This window comes from Mycobacterium ostraviense, from assembly GCF_002705925.1.
In the GTDB taxonomy this organism is placed as follows: Bacteria; Actinomycetota; Actinomycetes; order Mycobacteriales; family Mycobacteriaceae; genus Mycobacterium; species Mycobacterium ostraviense.
Window position 1 is genome coordinate 3083364 of the sequence record NZ_NKRE01000001.1, and the last position, 16170, is coordinate 3099533.

16 protein-coding genes and 2 pseudogenes are annotated in these 16170 nt (G+C 67.5%); 9 read left to right on the forward strand and 9 right to left on the reverse strand.

The window, feature by feature from the left end:
* Positions 1–117: 117 nt before the first annotated feature.
* Together CDN38_RS14095 and CDN38_RS14100 are read right to left on the reverse strand one after the other, a co-directional pair.
* Positions 118–1338: an LCP family protein gene (locus tag CDN38_RS14095; protein WP_075509124.1), complete on the reverse strand. Its 1221-nt coding sequence runs from the start codon at positions 1336–1338 to the stop codon at positions 118–120.
* A 52-nt stretch (positions 1339–1390) separates the two neighbouring features.
* On the reverse strand, positions 1391–2197 hold the full coding sequence (locus CDN38_RS14100) for a DUF2470 domain-containing protein (RefSeq protein WP_075509125.1): 807 nt from the start codon (positions 2195–2197) through the stop codon (positions 1391–1393).
* An 86-nt stretch (positions 2198–2283) separates the two neighbouring features.
* Here CDN38_RS14100 and pheA point away from each other — a divergent pair, with 86 nt between their 5' ends.
* Positions 2284–3240, forward strand: a complete 957-nt coding sequence (gene pheA, locus CDN38_RS14105; protein WP_075509126.1) for a prephenate dehydratase — start codon at positions 2284–2286, stop codon at positions 3238–3240.
* Positions 3237–3935, forward strand: coding sequence for a histidine phosphatase family protein (locus CDN38_RS14110; protein WP_075509127.1), 699 nt, complete (start codon positions 3237–3239; stop codon positions 3933–3935). The genes pheA and CDN38_RS14110 overlap by 4 nt, the downstream gene beginning before the upstream one ends.
* Here CDN38_RS14110 and CDN38_RS30800 read toward each other — a convergent pair.
* The 3 genes and pseudogenes from CDN38_RS30800 to CDN38_RS14125 all read right to left on the reverse strand — a co-directional run bounded on the left by CDN38_RS30800 (position 3912) and on the right by CDN38_RS14125 (position 5881).
* Entirely contained in the window at positions 3912–4127 is a 216-nt protein-coding gene (locus CDN38_RS30800) for a hypothetical protein (RefSeq protein WP_075509128.1), read from the reverse strand. The two genes, CDN38_RS14110 and CDN38_RS30800, sit on opposite strands and share 24 nt — an antisense overlap.
* A pseudogene (locus CDN38_RS14120) lies at positions 4124–4543 on the reverse strand (metallopeptidase family protein). The gene CDN38_RS30800 and the pseudogene CDN38_RS14120 overlap by 4 nt, the downstream one beginning before the upstream one ends.
* A 3-nt stretch (positions 4544–4546) precedes the next feature.
* The gene (locus tag CDN38_RS14125; protein WP_099319390.1) at positions 4547–5881 is read right to left on the reverse strand and encodes a septum formation family protein; all 1335 of its coding nucleotides are present in this window, start codon (positions 5879–5881) and stop codon (positions 4547–4549) included.
* 119 nt (positions 5882–6000) lie between these two features.
* Between CDN38_RS14125 and serS the strand changes: the two genes are divergently transcribed.
* The gene (serS, locus tag CDN38_RS14130) at positions 6001–7254 is read left to right on the forward strand and encodes a serine--tRNA ligase (protein ID WP_075509172.1); all 1254 of its coding nucleotides are present in this window, start codon (positions 6001–6003) and stop codon (positions 7252–7254) included.
* On the opposite strand, the gene CDN38_RS14135 is transcribed toward serS, so the two are convergent.
* On the reverse strand, positions 7251–7733 hold the full coding sequence (locus CDN38_RS14135; RefSeq protein ID WP_075509130.1) for a DUF2834 domain-containing protein: 483 nt from the start codon (positions 7731–7733) through the stop codon (positions 7251–7253). The two genes, serS and CDN38_RS14135, sit on opposite strands and share 4 nt — an antisense overlap.
* 68 nt (positions 7734–7801) lie before the next feature.
* On the opposite strand from CDN38_RS14135, the gene CDN38_RS14140 reads away from it, so the two are divergent.
* Together CDN38_RS14140 and CDN38_RS14145 are read left to right on the forward strand one after the other, a co-directional pair.
* Positions 7802–8431 carry a TetR/AcrR family transcriptional regulator gene (locus tag CDN38_RS14140; RefSeq protein WP_075509131.1) on the forward strand — a complete coding sequence of 210 codons (630 nt, stop codon included), beginning with the start codon at positions 7802–7804 and terminating at the stop codon, positions 8429–8431.
* Between the two features lie 47 nt (positions 8432–8478).
* Positions 8479–10035, forward strand: coding sequence for a phytoene desaturase family protein (locus tag CDN38_RS14145; RefSeq protein ID WP_099319391.1), 1557 nt, complete (start codon positions 8479–8481; stop codon positions 10033–10035).
* A 69-nt stretch (positions 10036–10104) separates the two neighbouring features.
* Here CDN38_RS14145 and CDN38_RS14150 read toward each other — a convergent pair whose 3' ends face one another.
* From CDN38_RS14150 to CDN38_RS14160, 3 genes are all read right to left on the reverse strand, one after another.
* On the reverse strand, positions 10105–10437 hold the full coding sequence (locus CDN38_RS14150; protein WP_075509132.1) for a hypothetical protein: 333 nt from the start codon (positions 10435–10437) through the stop codon (positions 10105–10107).
* Positions 10434–11984, reverse strand: a complete 1551-nt coding sequence (locus CDN38_RS14155) for an MBL fold metallo-hydrolase (RefSeq protein WP_075509133.1) — start codon at positions 11982–11984, stop codon at positions 10434–10436. Before CDN38_RS14155 ends, CDN38_RS14150 begins: the two co-directional genes overlap by 4 nt.
* A 72-nt stretch (positions 11985–12056) precedes the next feature.
* Positions 12057–12791 carry a phosphotransferase gene (locus CDN38_RS14160; protein ID WP_075509134.1) on the reverse strand — a complete coding sequence of 245 codons (735 nt, stop codon included), beginning with the start codon at positions 12789–12791 and terminating at the stop codon, positions 12057–12059.
* Between the two features lie 78 nt (positions 12792–12869).
* On the opposite strand from CDN38_RS14160, the gene CDN38_RS14165 reads away from it, so the two are divergent.
* The 4 genes and pseudogenes from CDN38_RS14165 (at position 12870) to CDN38_RS14180 (ending at position 16109) form a co-directional block, all read left to right on the forward strand.
* Entirely contained in the window at positions 12870–13649 is a 780-nt protein-coding gene (locus tag CDN38_RS14165; RefSeq protein WP_075509135.1) for a lysophospholipid acyltransferase family protein, read from the forward strand.
* Positions 13650–13652: 3 nt separating this feature from the next.
* Positions 13653–14408: a lysophospholipid acyltransferase family protein gene (locus CDN38_RS14170; protein WP_075509136.1), complete on the forward strand. Its 756-nt coding sequence runs from the start codon at positions 13653–13655 to the stop codon at positions 14406–14408.
* 22 nt (positions 14409–14430) lie between these two features.
* Positions 14431–15204, forward strand: a pseudogene (locus CDN38_RS14175) (lysophospholipid acyltransferase family protein); the annotation flags it as partial.
* A 77-nt stretch (positions 15205–15281) separates the two neighbouring features.
* Positions 15282–16109, forward strand: a complete 828-nt coding sequence (locus tag CDN38_RS14180) for a Cof-type HAD-IIB family hydrolase (protein WP_075509137.1) — start codon at positions 15282–15284, stop codon at positions 16107–16109.
* The last annotated feature ends 61 nt before the right edge of the window (positions 16110–16170 follow it).

The following is a 16170-nucleotide window of genomic DNA, read 5'->3' on the forward strand; positions in this document are numbered from 1 at the left end:
CCGTCAATAACGCTCTCTATCAGGCCAGGTTTGCCTAACTAAAATAATTACGGTAGGCGTCATTCCGGGTGGCCGTCGCACAAACGATGCGCGACATCTCTCGATCCGGTGAAGTCACTATGGTTGCCCGTCGATCACGGAAGCCGGCACCGGAGCGTCCGAAGCGAGCGCGTCGTACAATTCCCGGGCCGCGTCGTGGTTCCATACCACCACCGAGCCGACGTCGCTGTCGGTGAACTCGCCGATCGGAACCGTCAGCGCGGTGATGTGCCCGTGCAGCGCCCATCCCAGGCGGGCCAGGTCGAAGACATGGGTGTCCTGGTCGACGGTCAGCGCCCCGGCGGCTGCGTGTGGCACCGCGTACCAACGCCACGGGTTGAGCCATACCGCGGGGCTGGCGGCGCGGTGCAGCAGCGCTGCCATGAACTGGCGTTGGTTGAGCATGCGGTCCAGATCGGCCCGCGGTGTGGCGCGAGATCGGACGTAACCCAACGCCCGTCGGCCGTCCAGTTCTTGACAACCGGCCGCTAGGTCGACACCGGCCAACGGATCGCGGATCGGCTCGCCCAGGCACACGCTGACCCCGCCCAGCGCGTCGACCAGCTCGGCGAAGCCGCCGAACCCAACCTCGGCGTAATGGTCGACGCGCAAGCCGGTGGCCTGCTCGACCGTCTGGACCAGCAACGGCGCGCCACCCGTCACGAACGCGGCGTTGATCTTGTCGCGACCGTGACCGGGTATCGGCACCGAGGAGTCGCGCGGTATCGACACCAACGTCGTCGGGGTGCTCGACCCCAATCCCGGCACGTGCACCAGCAGGATGGTGTCGGTGCGTCCGGTGCCGACGTCGCCGCCGGTGGCGAGGTTCTGCTGTTGGTCGGCGGTGAGGTCCTGGCGGCTGTCGGAGCCGACGAGCAGCCAGTTCATGCCGCGGCCGCCTCCCGGGCGGTCGGCGTAGTCGCTGAACACCGGCTCGCGGCGCAACGACGTGTCCAGCCACAGCGCACCGCCGAGGATGCCCGCCCCGGCCAGTAACAGAACGACCAGCACACTGAGCGCCGCGATCCTGCCCCAGCGCCGCCTGACCCGCTTGCGGCGCGTCTTCGGCGCTACCGGCCGCGGGGGCGGCGTCGCCGCGGTGGGACTGTGCCGCCGTCCGCGCCGACTGGTCGGGACCGGCGGGTCGGCCGCCGGTGGTGCGGCTTCCGGTGCGGGTCGGGGTCTGGCCGGTGGCCGCGGTGGCGGGTTGTCGCGACGGATGACCTGTGACGGCTCCGCCGGCCGTTGATCCACCGGTCTTCGGGGTCCCCCGGGCTCCGGTGATCGATCGCCGTTCACCTGGACAACGTACGTGGCCGGACCCGACGATGCAGCCGGCCGCGAGGGCGTGCTAGGAAGCGCGGCGCCGGCGGGCGCGCAAACCGTTGACGAAAGGGCACCCCATCAACATCCGGATGGCCTGCCCCAGCCCGTTCATGTCGTCAACCGGCCGGTGGAACGGCAGCCGGATGTCACGGTCGCCGTCGTCACCTTCGACCCGAAATTGCACGCCGTACCGGTCGAGTCCGAGGGGACGGATCGGTCCGCGTCGCCATTGGGCCGGCAGCCGGGAGACCAACCGGGCGACGACGTCGCCGTGGACGGTCGCCAGGTGCCACAGCAACGTCGATTCGATGTCGCAGAACGGATCCGGCCGGGCGGCCAGCAGGTCCGCGACACTGACCGGCGAGGCTCCGGTGGCGTCGGTCACGACCACCGATTCGGTCTCCAGCCGCAGCAATGCGTACCGGTTCTGCTGCCGGAGGGCGGGGCCGGATCGGGGAGTCTCGACCTGCAGCAGGGCCGGGTCCGGGTTCTCGGTGGCGATCGTGTCCAGCACCGAGGTAACCGCTGCCCACGGGACCCGCTGCAGGCGGCCGCGGATCCACACCAGCGATCGGACCGGCTCCCGGACCGGCAGCGGGGCGTAGTCGGTGAGTTCCAGCAAAGCTTGAGATCCGCAGCCGGGCCCGTAACCGGCCGCGGCGGCGCGGTCAGCGGGAACCGCCACGGCGAAGGAACCGTCGGACATCAAGTGGTGCAGCGGCGCGGCCATCGGTTGGTCGGGCTCTACCGCCAGCAGGCCCGCGCCGGCCCGGGCGCACACAGTACGAATGCGCTCGGCCGTCGTGGGCGTCGGGCTGGTGATCGGAAACATCACGGCTCCTCGGAATTAGGTAAGCCTAACTTAAGCTACGCCCCTCGTTCGTCGCAAGGACCCGACGCGCCACTAATGTTGTCAGCGTGATCTGCATCGCCTACCTCGGTCCGGAAGGGACGTTCACCGAGGCGGCGCTGCTGCAGATAACCGCCGCCGGGCTGATACCCGGGCGGGACGCGGAGCTGACGGAGCTGCCGCAGCGGCTGCCGGTCGAAAGCACCCCCGCCGCGCTGGATGCTGTCCGGAACGGCGCGGCGGATTTCGCCTGCGTGCCCATGGAGAACTCGATCGACGGGTCGCTGGCGCCCACGTTGGACAGCCTGGCCATCGGTTCGCCCCTGCAGGTGTTCGCCGAGACCACCCTCGACGTGGCCTTCAGCATCGTCGTGCGGCCCGGCCGCAGCGCCGCCGAGGTACGTACGCTGGCCGCCTTTCCGGTGGCGGCGGCGCAGGTACGGCAATGGCTCAGCGCGCATCTGCCCGGCGTCGAGATGTGCCCGGCGTATTCGAATGCCGACGCGGCCCGCCAGGTGGCCGATGGCCGGGTCGACGCGGCCGTCACGTCGCCGCTGGCGGCCGCGCACTGGGCGTTGGCGCCGCTGGCCGACGGTGTCGTCGACGAATCCAGCGCGCGCACCCGTTTCGTGTTGATCGGCCGGCCAGCCCGACCGCCGGCGCGCACCGGCGCCGACCGCACCTCGGCGGTGTTGCGGATCGACAACGTGCCCGGCGCACTCGTGGAAGCGCTGACCGAGTTCGGCATGCGCGGCATCGACCTCACCCGGATCGAATCCCGGCCCACCCGCACCGAATTGGGCACCTATATGTTCTTCGTGGACTGCGTCGGCCACATCGACGACGACGCCGTCGCCGAGGCACTCAAGGCGTTGCACCGTCGTTGTGCTGATGTGCGATACCTGGGTTCCTGGCCGACGGGACAGGCGGTCGGCATGCGACCGCCGCCACCCGACGATGCATCGATCTGGCTGGCTCGGCTGCGGGAGGGCCAGCCCGAGCCGGTCCGGGAGCCGGGGCGATGAGCGGTCGTCTGGTGCTGCTGCGGCATGGCCAGTCCCACGGCAACGTCGAGCGCCGGTTGGACACTCGGCCACCGGGCACGGCGTTGACACCCCTGGGACGCGAACAAGCCCGCGCGTTCGCGCTCGGCGGCCCTGCCCGGCCGCTCCTGCTTGCGCACTCGGTGGCGGTCCGCGCAGCGGAAACGGCCGAGGTGATCGCGGCCGAGCTGGACTTGCCGCCGCTGCGGCTCGACGGCATCCACGAGGTCCAGGTGGGGGAGCTGGAAAATCGCAATGACGACGAGGCCGTCGCCGAATTCAACGCCATCTACGACCGCTGGCATCGCGGTGAATTGCATGTGCCGCTGCCCGGTGGTGAGTCCGGCGAAGACGTCTTGGGCCGTTACGTGCCGGTGCTCACCGAACTACGGATACGCTACCTGGACGACACCGCCTGGGACGGCGACATCGTGGTCGTCAGCCATGGCGCGGCGATCCGGCTGACCTCGGCGGTGCTGGCCGGAGTCGACGGAACCTTCGTGCTCGACAACCATTTGGGCAATGCCGAATGCGTGGTGCTGGCTCCGATCACCGACGGGCGGTGGAGTTGCGTGCAGTGGGGAACCCTCAAGCCGCCGTTCTACCCCGACCTCAGCCAAGGCCCACCCACCCCGGTCATCGACGCGGTGACGTCAAGCACTGACCCGATGGGGTGATCCGACCTCTCCGTCAGGCGTGTCAGCGCATCCGCAGCCGACCGCGTCGCAGTCGATGACGAACGTGTGGACCGAAATCTCGGGCCCGTCGCAGTCGGTCTCGGTGCATTCGGCCCGGCCCAGAGCATGACGAATGATGGTGCCGTGGCAGTGATAGACGCCCGTCCGGCAGTCGCGACAGACTGTGCTCATGAAGCGTTCTTAGCACCGGGGCCGGACAAATCCGGGATGCCGCGCCCGGCACCGGCCGGGTTCGGTCAGCCCCACCCCAGTTCGTCCAGCCGGGCATCGTCGATGCCGAAGTGGTGGGCGATCTCGTGGATCACCGTGATCGCCACCTGGTCGACGACTTCGTCGGCGGATTCGCAGACATCCAGCAGGGCGTCGCGGTAAATGGTGATCGCGTCCGGCAGTGCTCCGGCGTAATCGGAGTCACGCTCGGTCAGCGCGACCCCCTCGTACAAGCCCAGCAGGTCGCGGTCGTCGGGGTGGCGGTCGGCGACCAAGATGACCACGTTGTCCATCGCGGCTGCCAGTTCGGGCGGGATGAGGTCGAGGGCGTCGGAGACCAGTTCGTCGAACCGCTGCGGGTCCATCCGCACCGCCACGGACTAACCTTCCGGCGCGGGCTCGGCGGGTGCGGGAGCTTCCGGTGCCGGGGCCCCCGGCGGCGCGCCGCCATCGGCCGGTGGGGCGGCGGGTGCTTGGGTGGTGGCCGGGGCGGCGGGTGCGCGAGACGGTGTCACCACCGGCTGTTGATTGGGCAGGTGCTGGTTGCCCGGCGGCGTGATCGGGATCTCCTGGACCGGGGCAGCGGGTTGTGTGGTCGGCACCTGCAGCGGGATCGGCGGCAGCGTGAGCCGCTCCTCGGGGATGTCGGGTGGTGGTATCGGGGGCTGGCCGTTGACCAGCAGCGCCCCCTTGGCGCTGTTCACCAACGTGGCCCAGCCTCCGTTGCCCAGTGTCGCGCCGATACTGCATGCGACCTCACGGCTTCCGGCCGACCAACTGGACAGCGACAGCGTCGGGTAGATCAGGGTCAACGTGGTGGTCCGCAACTTGATCGGCGCCAGGTAGGCGTCCGTCATCCGGGTGCAGTTGTCCTTGATATGCGCGTTCTGCTCGGGCTCAGCGGGCAGCGCGTTCGGGAACTTCTCGGCGAGGTTGACCGTGCCGGTCACCTCCATCGCGTGCGGGGCCGTGCAATCGACCGGAACATCGACCGGTTGGTTGGTGTTCGAGTCGATGGCCAGGCAGGTGCCGGCCGGCCAGACCTTGGACTGGTCGAGGTCGGCAACCTTGCCTTTGAACAGGGCCTGCTGATTGTTGGAGCCGGGCAACTGCAGGCCGCACAACATCCGGCGCTCGCCGGCTTGTCGCCACGCCCGGTCACCGGACCACAGCATGCTGATGGTGAACTTGCTGTTCGGATCGAACCTGGTGCCGAGGTAGCGGCGTACCGCGGCCTCGCACTGTTCCTGGCTGATTTGCTGGATGCGTGCCGGCGACGGGGGAGCGGCGTTGGGCCCGTACTCCGAACCGGGGAAAGTCCGCATGTCGATGGACTCGGCCACCTCGAACCGGTGGTCGTCGGAGCAGCTGACGATGGTCGCGGCCTCCGGCATGGCCTCAGGCCAGGTCAGGCAGTCGCCGCTGGCAGCGCGGTTGAAGGCGGTGTTGCTCTTGGCGCCGGTGCTGGGCACCGGATTGTTGTCGATGTAGCCGGCCAGGCGCCCGGGACCGGTGGTCACCGTGGGAATCGCGGTGACCAGCCCGGCGATCAACAGGGCACCCAGGGCGGTGAGCAGCAGCGCCCGTCGGGTCGCCGACGCCTGCAGAGCACGGGGCCAGCGGAAACTCGCCGGCGGCGGCTCCGCTTGGGCCGTGGCGGCTTCGTTGTCCGGTGAGCTGTCAGGTGGCAGTTGCTTTTCGGGCGCGTCCAACATCCGTTCCATTGTGACAGGGGTCGCCCGGTGGCGTTACCAATGTTGCTGATGTGAGACCAGAGCCGATGCCCGGCCAGCTGACGCCATCGGGCGGTGCGGTCAAAAGTAGTCTTGCGGCCGTGATCGACCTGAAGCTGCTCCGGGAAGACCCCGACGCCGTGCGCCGCTCCCAACTCAGTCGCGGCGAAGACCCGTCGCTGGTGGATGCCCTGTTGACGGCCGACACCGCGCGCCGCAGCGCGATCGCGGCCGCGGATGCGCTGCGTGCCGAACAGAAGGCCGCCAGCAAGCGCGTGGGCGGCGCGTCACCGCAGGAGCGGCCCGCGCTGCTGCAGCGCGCGAAAGACCTTGCCGAGCAGGTCAAGGCCGCCGAAGCGAACCAAACCGAAATCGAGGCGGCGTTCACCGCGGCGCACCTGGCGATCCCGAACGTGATTCTGGACGGCGTCCCCGCCGGCGGGGAGGACGACTTCGCGGTGCTCGACGTCGTCGGCGAGCCGCCTCGGCTGGGCGACCCGAAAGACCACCTGGAACTCGGCGAGGCGCTGGGGCTCATCGACATGCAGCGCGGCGCGAAGGTGTCCGGATCGCGGTTCTACTTCCTGACCGGCCGGGGCGCGCTGCTGCAGCTGGGGCTGCTGCAGCTGGCGCTGCGGCTGGCCGTCGACAACGGCTTCATCCCGATGATCCCGCCGGTGCTGGTGCGCCCGGAGGTGATGTCCGGCACCGGCTTCCTGGGTGCCCATGCCGAGGAGGTGTATCGGCTGGAAGCCGACGACCTCTACCTGGTGGGCACCTCGGAGGTGCCGCTGGCCGGCTACCACTCCGGCGAGATCCTGGACCTGTCCGCCGGGCCGCTGCGCTACGCGGGCTGGTCGTCGTGCTTCCGGCGCGAGGCGGGCAGCTACGGCAAGGACACCCGCGGCATCATCCGGGTGCACCAGTTCGACAAGGTGGAGGGCTTCGTCTACTGCACACCCGGCGACGCCCCGGCCGAACATCAGCGGCTGCTGGGCTGGCAGCGCGAGATGCTGGCCCTGATCGAGGTGCCGTATCGGGTCATCGACGTGGCTGCGGGCGATCTCGGCTCGTCGGCGGCGCGCAAGTTCGACTGCGAGGCGTGGGTTCCGACCCAGGGCGCCTACCGCGAGCTGACCTCGACGTCGAACTGCACCACCTTTCAGGCCCGCCGGCTGGCGATCCGCTACCGCGATGCCAACGGCAAGCCGCAGATCGCGGCGACCCTCAACGGCACGCTGGGCACCACCCGCTGGCTGGTCGCCATCCTGGAGAACCACCAGCAGCCCGACGGCAGCGTGCGGGTCCCCAAGGCGCTGGTTCCGTTTGTCGGTACCGACGTGTTCGAACCTTAAGCGGGGACGGTCTGATGTGACTGTTCGTGGCGGCGCTGCCGCTCGATGATGGCGAAGTAGCAGGCGAACGCGAAGGCGAAGCTGGTGAACAGGCTGCTAAGGAAGTACAGCCACGGGCGCCGGATACCCCGCCGATAGCCGTCGGTGATGGTAAACAGCGGCAGCAGAATGACATTCGCGATCGTGTAGTCCTGGCTGGCCGAACTGGCGGCCGGGTTGGTGAACATCAGCCGGATGTAGTCTGCCCAGCTGCCGGGACCCCAGATTGGGTTGGCCGATCCATGCGTGTACTGCTGCACGAAGCGAACGTTGAAGTACCAGCCCAGCGCGATCGAGGCGATGCCGGCGGTGTAATACACGCATTCCAGCGGTGACAACCAGGACCCGCCCGCCGGTTTCGCATAGACCTTCGGGTTCGACCCCACGATCCAGCCGACGACGGCCAGCCCGAGTAACGCGTGGACAACGAGCGACACCATGGCCGCAGTCTCACCGCGGCGGAAAGTTTTGTCAATGTTGACATAACTTTTCTTGGTACCTTACTGCCATGGTCCGGCCCCCTCAGACGGCGCGCAGCGAACGCACCCGGGAGGCGTTGCGTCAGGCCGCGCTGGTGCGGTTCTTGGCCCAAGGCGTGGCGGACACCTCGGCAGAACAGATCGCCGCGGATGCGGGGGTATCGCTGCGGACGTTCTATCGCCACTTCCGCTCCAAGCACGATTTACTGTTTGCCGACTACACCGGGCTGCATTGGTTTCGCACGGCATTGGACGCCAGACCGGCCGACGAACCGATCATCGATTCGGTGCGGTCGGCTGTCTTCGCATTTCCCTATGACGTGGAAGCCGTGACGAAAATCGCTGCGTTGCGGGGTGAGGAACTCGACCCTGGCCGCATCGTCCGGCACATTCGTGACGTCCAGGCCGACTTCGCCGAGGCCATCGCCGGGCAGCTGCAACGCCGTAGCTGCGTGGCAGACCCGACTCCGGACCAGCGGTTGCGGGTGGCGGTGACGGCGAGGTGCATCGCCGCGGCCGTGTTCGGGGCCATGGAGGTGTGGATGCTCGCCGATGACCGGTCGCTGGGTGAGTTGGCGCGGATGTGTCATACGGCGCTGGAATCGCTGCGGGCCGGTATCACCGAGGCGTGGGTTCCGGCGGTGTTTCGTCATAATTGACAAAACACCGCGATCCGTGCCAGCGTACCTTGCTGGAGGGCAGCAGCATGTCTGATTACGACGCCATAGTCATCGGCGCCGGCCATAACGGGTTGACCGCGGCGGTGCTGCTGCAGCGGGCGGGGCTGCGAACCGTGTGCCTGGATGCCAAGCGCTACGCCGGCGGAATGGCGGCCACCGTCGAGCTGTTCGACGGGTACCGGTTCGAGATCGCCGGCTCGGTGCAGTTTCCGACATCGGCGGTGGTCGTCAGCGAACTCGGATTGGACAGCTTGCCGACCGTCGATCTGGAAGTCATGTCGGTGGCGCTGCGCGGTGTCGCCGACGATCCGCTGGTCCAGTACACCGACCCGGTGAAGATGTTCGCCCACCTCAACGAGGTACACGGAGCGGGCGCGGTCACCGGAATGGCGGGGCTGCTGGCGTGGGCCCAGGCGCCGACACGAGCGCTGGGACGCTTCGAGGCCGGCACGCTGCCGAAGACCTTCGACGAGATGTATGCCTGCGCCACCAACGAATTCGAGCGCTCAGCCATCGACGACATGCTGTTCGGGTCGGTCACCGACGTGCTGGACCGCTACCTGCCGGACCGCGAAAAGCACGCCGCCCTGCGCGGCTCGATGACGGTGCTGGCCGTCAACACCATCTACCGCGGGCCGGCCACGCCGGGCAGCGCCGCCGCACTGGCCTTCGGACTCGGCATCCCCGACGGCGACTTCGTGCAGATGAAGAAGCTGCGCGGCGGCATCGGCGCGCTGACCGCGCATCTGTGCTGGCTGCTGGAAAGCCACGGCGGCGAAGTCCGGTTGCGATCCAAGGTGGCCGAGGTCCGCGTCGCGGGCGGCCGGGTGAGCGGGGTGCGCACCGAGGCCGGCGACATACTGAGCGCCCCGATCGTGGTCTCGGCCGTCGCGCCGGACGTCACGGTCAACGAGCTGATCGATCCCGCGGCGCTGCCAGCCGACATCCGGGAACGGTATGCGCGTATCGATCACCGCGGCAGCTACCTGCAGATGCACTTCGCCCTGGACGAGACGCCCAGTTTTGCCGCGCCGTACCAGGCGCTCAACGATCCGGCCATGCAGGCATCGATCGGGATCTTCTGCACGCCGGAGGAGGTGCAGCAGCAGTGGGAGGAGTGCCGTCGCGGAATCGTGCCGGCCGACCCGACCGTCGTACTGCAGATCCCGTCGCTGCACGACCCGCAGCTGGCCCCGGAAGGCAAGCACGCCGCGTCGGCGTTCGCCATGTGGTTCCCCATCGAGGGCGGTGCCGACTACGGGCGGTCCAAGCTCGACATGGGTCAGCGCGTCATCGACAAGATCACTCGGTTGGCACCGAATTTCGCCGGCAGCATCACCAGGCACACCACCTTCACGCCCAAGCACATGGGGGTGATGTTCGGCGCCCCCGGTGGCGACTACTGCCACGGGCTGTTGCATCCCAACCAGATCGGCCAAAACCGGCCGGGGCCGAAAGGCTATATCGGGCAGCCCATCCCGATCGACGGGCTGTACCTGGGAAGTGCGGGATGCCACGGCGGGCCCGGAATCACGTTCATCCCGGGCTTCAACGCCGGACGTGCGGCCCTGGCGGGGTTATAGCTCGCCGAACGTGTTCTCAGCGCGAAGAAATCGCGAAAATGTCGCAGTGGCTACACGTTCGGCGAGAGGCTAACTGCGTTCGGAGAGCAACCCATCCAGCAGCGCCATGAAATCGACCGGACGCGCGGGCGTGAAGGCGGGTTTCCACCGCGCCCCCGGTATGTCCAGGGTGATCAACGTCGACTTGAGTGGCCGGTTGACGTCCAGCGGTAGCCAGCGCTGCAGGTCCGAGCTGCCCCAGATACGAAACCGGTGGGTGAGCAGGCCCAGCGGCTCGGCTTTGTAGCCGCGGATGTCGTCTAATGCGATGACCTTGGCCGTGCCGGACGGAAAGTGGTAGCGGCGCAACGTGAGCGCGGCACGGTCCAGCTGGACCACGCCGTCGTCGTAGAACTGCATCATGTTTTCGAACTCCGCAACTGGTGGCCGCGGGTGGTCAGGCAACGGCCGTCGTCCAGCCGCCATTGCCACCCGTGCAGGTTGCAGGTCAACGTGTTGCCTTCTACCACACCGAATTTCGAAAGGTCGGCCTTCAGATGGGGGCAGCGGCGCTGAATTTCCCAGCCGTCCAGGGTGATCGATGCGCTGTCGTCGTGAGTCTCGGCGAACCAGCCGTCGGCGTAGGTGATCCGCTCGTCGGTCAGACACTTGAAGAACGTGTAGAGATATTCGTTGTAGCCGCCGACGCGCCAGGCCCGAAACCGGGTGGACAAGAAGATGGTGTTGACCCAGTCCGGTTCCCGGTCGCGCAGCACGGTGCGTACCAGCTCCGGCGCGATCGCGAACCCGTAGCGCATCTTTTCGTCGGGAATGCGTTCGCGCACCGTCCGTTTGGGAAAGTCCAAGACGACGGTCTCGGGACCCAGGACCAGTTCCACCGGGTAGCCGATGCCGTCGCAGATCTGGTCGCTCTGCATCATGATCGGTTCGAATAGCGCGCGCAGCGGTTCCAGCAGCGGCTCACCGCTGGCGGAGTCCCAGCTTGCCCGTTCGGCTGCGACGACGGGCGCCATTCGTTCGGCATAGTCGGCGATGTACTGCGACTTGCCGGTGGTGAAGATGGCTTCGACATCTTCGACGGGCAGTGGATGACTCAGCGAATTCAGCTCCGCCCCGGTGAAATCCGCGACCGATCCCGGAATCATCAGCAGGCCGCGATCGTGGCCGTGGGCGCGCATCTGGTCCAGGAACACCATCTGGTCGGGGAAGATGTTGGCCGGGTCGCTGCCGTCGTCGTTGAGGTGGCGCAGTTCGGGGTCCAAGAAGCACGGTGGTCCGGCCGACGGGATGACCCAGGTAGCCCCGACCTGCGCGATGTATTGGCGCGCCCGGTCCATCCCGCGCTGCCGCTTCTGGGTGCCGAAAGCTTCCTTGGCGCGCGCCGGCATGTCGTAGACCATCGGGTACCAGATGGCGCCCGAGTACTGCAGCATGTGCACGTCGATAGGGCCGAACTCCGATGCCAGCACGTCCAAATCGATCGGTCGGGCATCGTTCATGTTGAACGCCGTCGTCTCGCCATCGGAAACCACCAGCGCCGAGTCCCCGATCGGACCGTCGGCCGGGGCTCGCAGCGCGATGATCATGATGTCGAGCTCGCCCTTGGGCCCGCTGAGCCGGTGCTTGACCGAGTCGGTGGTGTCGAAAAAACGGTGAAACCCTAACTGTTCCAGCTCATCCCGCAGATCGGGTACCGGAAAGTCGGGCAGCAGCACCACCGCGTCCTTGTTGACGTGGGCCCGCAGGTTCTCCGCGTCGAAGTGGTCCTTGTGCAAGTGGGATACGTATAGATAGTCACACTCGCCCAGGGCGTCCCAGTCCAGTGTGCTGTTGTCGGGAAACGGGAACCAGGAAGTGAAGTAGGCCGGGTTGAGCCATGGGTCGCACAGAATGCTGCCCGCGTGGGTCTGGATCAGAAAGCCGGCGTGGCCGACACTGGTGACCTGCACAAATACCTTTCCGTGCCGTTCAGAGGAGATCTACCTGCTGCGCGCCTGCGGCGCACAAATGCAGCATCGAGCTTAGCTTGCGTCGATATCTTCGGACCGCCACAGCCGGCGGTAGTAATCCAGGCGTGGTGGGTCCGGCTCGACTCCGTAGGCTTCGAAGAACACCGTGTCCCAGCCTCGCCCCGGGTAGTTCCAGCCCAGCGACAGTGTTGCTACCGCCAGGTCGGCCCACCGATCGGCCACACCCATGGCGTCGACGTCGACATGTCCGCAGCACCGGCCGTGCTCATCGATCAGCGTGTTGGGTGAACACGCGTCACCGTGACAGACCACCACCCGATCGACCGGCGGGGGGTCGCCGAGCTTTCCCCGCCAGGCCGGGGAAAGCCTGGCCAACCGGCCGGCCGCCGACCAGTCGAACGGACACGACGGCACCGGCAACCTGTCGTGCAGCGTGCGCAACCCCACAGCAATCGCCCGCACAGCCACCTCCGGTGCGGCCAGCCAGCGAGGGTGCACCGCCGAGACCCCGGGCAGCCCGCCGGTCCGCAGCCAAGCCCGGTCTCCGTCCAGGCCGAAACCCAATACCGGTGGCACCGGCGTGTACTGCGCCGCCCAGCGCAACCGGCGCGCTTCGTCGGCAAAGTCGACCGCCGCCGCTCCGGCTACCTTGACGAATTCGGTGCCGGGACCGATCCGGAAGGTGACGCCGCTGAGCTCATTGATCCAGATGGCGCGCACCCGCCGGCCGGCAGCAAATCTGCGGACGACCGCAGGCAGGGCCGGCGGTGACGTCGGGAAAGACATGGGAAGGGAAAGCCGCCTCTCTTTGCCTCTCGTTTCCGGCTTCAGCCTTGGCGGCCCGGAGCACTAGGCTGGACAGCTGTGGAGCCGGTATACGGGACTATCATTCAGCTTGCCCGCTTGACCTGGCGCATCCAGGGTCTCCGGATCACGGTCACCGGTGTGGAGAATGTACCGGCCAGCGGTGGCGCAGTCGTCGCGATCAACCACACCGGATACCTCGACTTCACCTTTGCAGGTTTGCCCGCTTACCAGCAGGGCCTCGGGCGCAAGGTGCGGTTCATGGCCAAACAGGAAGTCTTCGACCACAAGGTCACCGGCCCGATCATGCGTCGCCTGCGGCACATCCCGGTGGACCGGCAGGAGGGGGCCGCGTCCTACGAGGCGGCGGTCCGGATGCTCAAGGATGGTGAGCTGGTTGGCGTCTATCCCGAGGCCACGATCAGCCGCAGCTTCGAGATCAAGGAATTCAAGTCGGGTGCCGCCCGGATGGCGGTCGAGGCCGGCGTGCCGATCGTTCCCCACATCGTGTGGGGCGCGCAACGGATCTGGACGAAGGGCCACCCCAAGAAGCTGTTGCGTCCGAAGGTGCCGATCGTGGTCGTCGTCGGCGAACCGATCGAACCGACACTGGGCACCGCCGAACTGAACAGGTTGCTGCACTCGCGGATGCAGCATTTGCTGGAACGGGCGCAGAAACTATACGGACCACATCCGGCCGGTGAGTTCTGGGTACCGCACCGGCTGGGCGGCGGTGCACCATCGCTGGCTGAGGCGGCCCGGATGGACGCGCAGGAGGCGGCGGAGAAGGCGGCTCGCCGTGCGCAGCGCGGCAATCCGGCCGGAGCCGCGGAGCAGTGACCGATGGCCGAGCCCACCTATCGCACCCTGGAGATCCTGGCCAAGTTGCTGGTGCTGGCGACCGGAACCCGGATCACCTATCTCGGTGTGGAAAACGTGCCCGAAAGGGGCGGCGCCGTGGTCGCGATCAACCACACCAGCTATGTCGACTGGCTGCCGGCCGCGCTGGCCATGAATTGTCGGCGCCGCCGGATGAGATACATGATCAAGGCCGAGATGCAGCGGGTGAAGGTGGTCAATTTCTTGATCAAACGCACCCGGACTATCCCGGTGGACCGGGGTGCCGGCGCCGGCGCCTATGCGGTGGCGGTGCAGCGGCTTCGGGACGGGGAACTGGTCGGCGTCTATCCGGAGGCGACGATCAGCCGCAGCTTCGAGCTCAAAGAGTTCAAGTCCGGGGCCGCTCGGATGGCGCTGGAAGCCGACGTCCCGATTGTTCCCGTTATTGTTTGGGGTGCCCAGCGGATCTGGACTAAAGGCCATCCACGGCGCATTGGACGCACCAAAGTGCCGGTCATTGTGCAGGTGGGACCGCCGTTTCCGGCCCGCGGCAATATCGCGCAGACCGATGCTGCTCTGCGGGAGGCGATGACCGGGCTGCTACACCAGGTCCAGCAGCGGTATCGGCATCCGCCCGGGGCGTACTGGGTGCCGCGCCGGCTCGGTGGCGGTGCGCCGACGCCGTTCGAGGCGGCTCAGTTGGAGGCTGACGAGGCGGCGGCGAAAGCCGCCAGCCGTGCACCGCATCAGTCGCGGTAGCGGTGGAAGGAGAACATAAGAAATGGCCGAGCCATTTTTCCGGATGATGGAGTTTCTTGTCCCATCGATTGTCGCGGCCAACGGAAACAAGATCACCTATTACGGCCTGGAGAACATTCCTGAGCGTGGCGGCGCCTTAATCGTCCTCAACCACACCAGCTACGTGGACTGGATTCCCGCCTCGATCGCCGCCAAGCAGCGCAGGCGACGGTTGCGGTTCATGATCAAGGCCGAAATGCGGGAGGTGAAGGCGGTCAACTACGTGATCAAGCACGCCCAGCTGATTCCGGTGGACCGCTCCGAGGGCGCCAATGCCTATGCGGTGGCGGTGCAGCGGCTGCGCGAGGGCGAACTGGTCGGGTTGCACCCGGAGGCGACCATCAGCCGCAGCCTGGAACTGCGGGAGTTCAAGACCGGGGCGGCCCGGATGGCGCTGGAGGCGCAGGTGCCGATCGTTCCCATGATCGTCTGGGGTGCGCACCGGATTTGGCCCAAAGATCAACCAAAGGACTTGTTCCGCAACAAGGTTCCGATCACCGTGGCGGTTGGGCCGCCGTTGCGGCCCCAGGGCGACGCGGTGACGTTCAACGCCGCGCTGCGCCAAGCGATGGAGTCGATGCTGTATTGGGTGCAGGAGCAGTATCCGCATCCGCCGGGGGAGTACTGGGTGCCCCGGCGGCTCGGTGGCACCGCGCCGAGCCCGGAGGAGTCGCAGGCCTTCCGAATCGCCGAATTGGCTGAGCGAGCGCGAAAGCGTGAGCGGGCCCGCATGACATCGCCGAGTCGCAGCAGAATCGCTGAACTGGCCCAGCGAGCGCGCCGGCGCGGGCCCCACGGAGTGATCTCGCCCAGTCGCAGCAAAGGCGTACCGCACTGACGACACCGCCGAGCCCGCCCGCGCTGATCGCGTGCGACGTCGACGGCACCCTGCTCGACGACGACGAAACCGTCACCGCGCGCACCCGCGCCGCGGTACGCGCCGCGGTCGCCGGCGGCGCGACGTTCATCCTGGCCACTGGCCGCCCGCCGCGTTGGGTGCGGCCGGTTGTCGACGCACTCGGTTTCGCGCCGATGGCGGTGTGCGCCAACGGCGCGGTCATCTATGACCCCGTCACCGACCGGGTGCTCTCGGCGCGCACCCTGTCCGTGGATGCGCTAGCCGCCCTGGCCGAGATCGCCCAACGGGTCATCCCCGGTGCCGGGTTGGCCGTCGAGCGGATCGGCGACCGTGCGCACGATACGGCGACCCCGCAGTTCGTCAGTTCGCCGGGCTACGAGCATGCCTGGCTGAACCCGGACCACACCGAGGTGTCGATCGAAGATCTGCTCAGCGCGCCCGCGATCAAGCTGCTGATCCGCAAGACCGGCGCCACCAGCGCGGAGATGGCGGCCGTGCTGGCCGAACATCTCGGGACCAAAGGTGAAATCACCTATTCGACCAACAACGGGCTGGTCGAGGTCGTTCCGCTGGGCATCAGCAAGGCGACCGGTGTGGCAGAGATCGGCCGGCCGCTGGGAATTGCAGAGGCGAACGTGGTGGCTTTCGGTGACATGCCCAATGACGTGCCGATGCTGCTGCGGGCCGGCCTCGGGGTGGCGATGGGTAATGCCCATCCCGACGCGCGCGCCGCGGCCAACGAGGTCACCGCTGCCAACACCGACGACGGCGTCGCCCGGGTGCTGGAGCGCTGGTGGTCCTGATCCGGACGGCGCCGCTGATGTGGGAGACTGCCCGCGTGCCGGCGTACCAGCCTGATTCTCG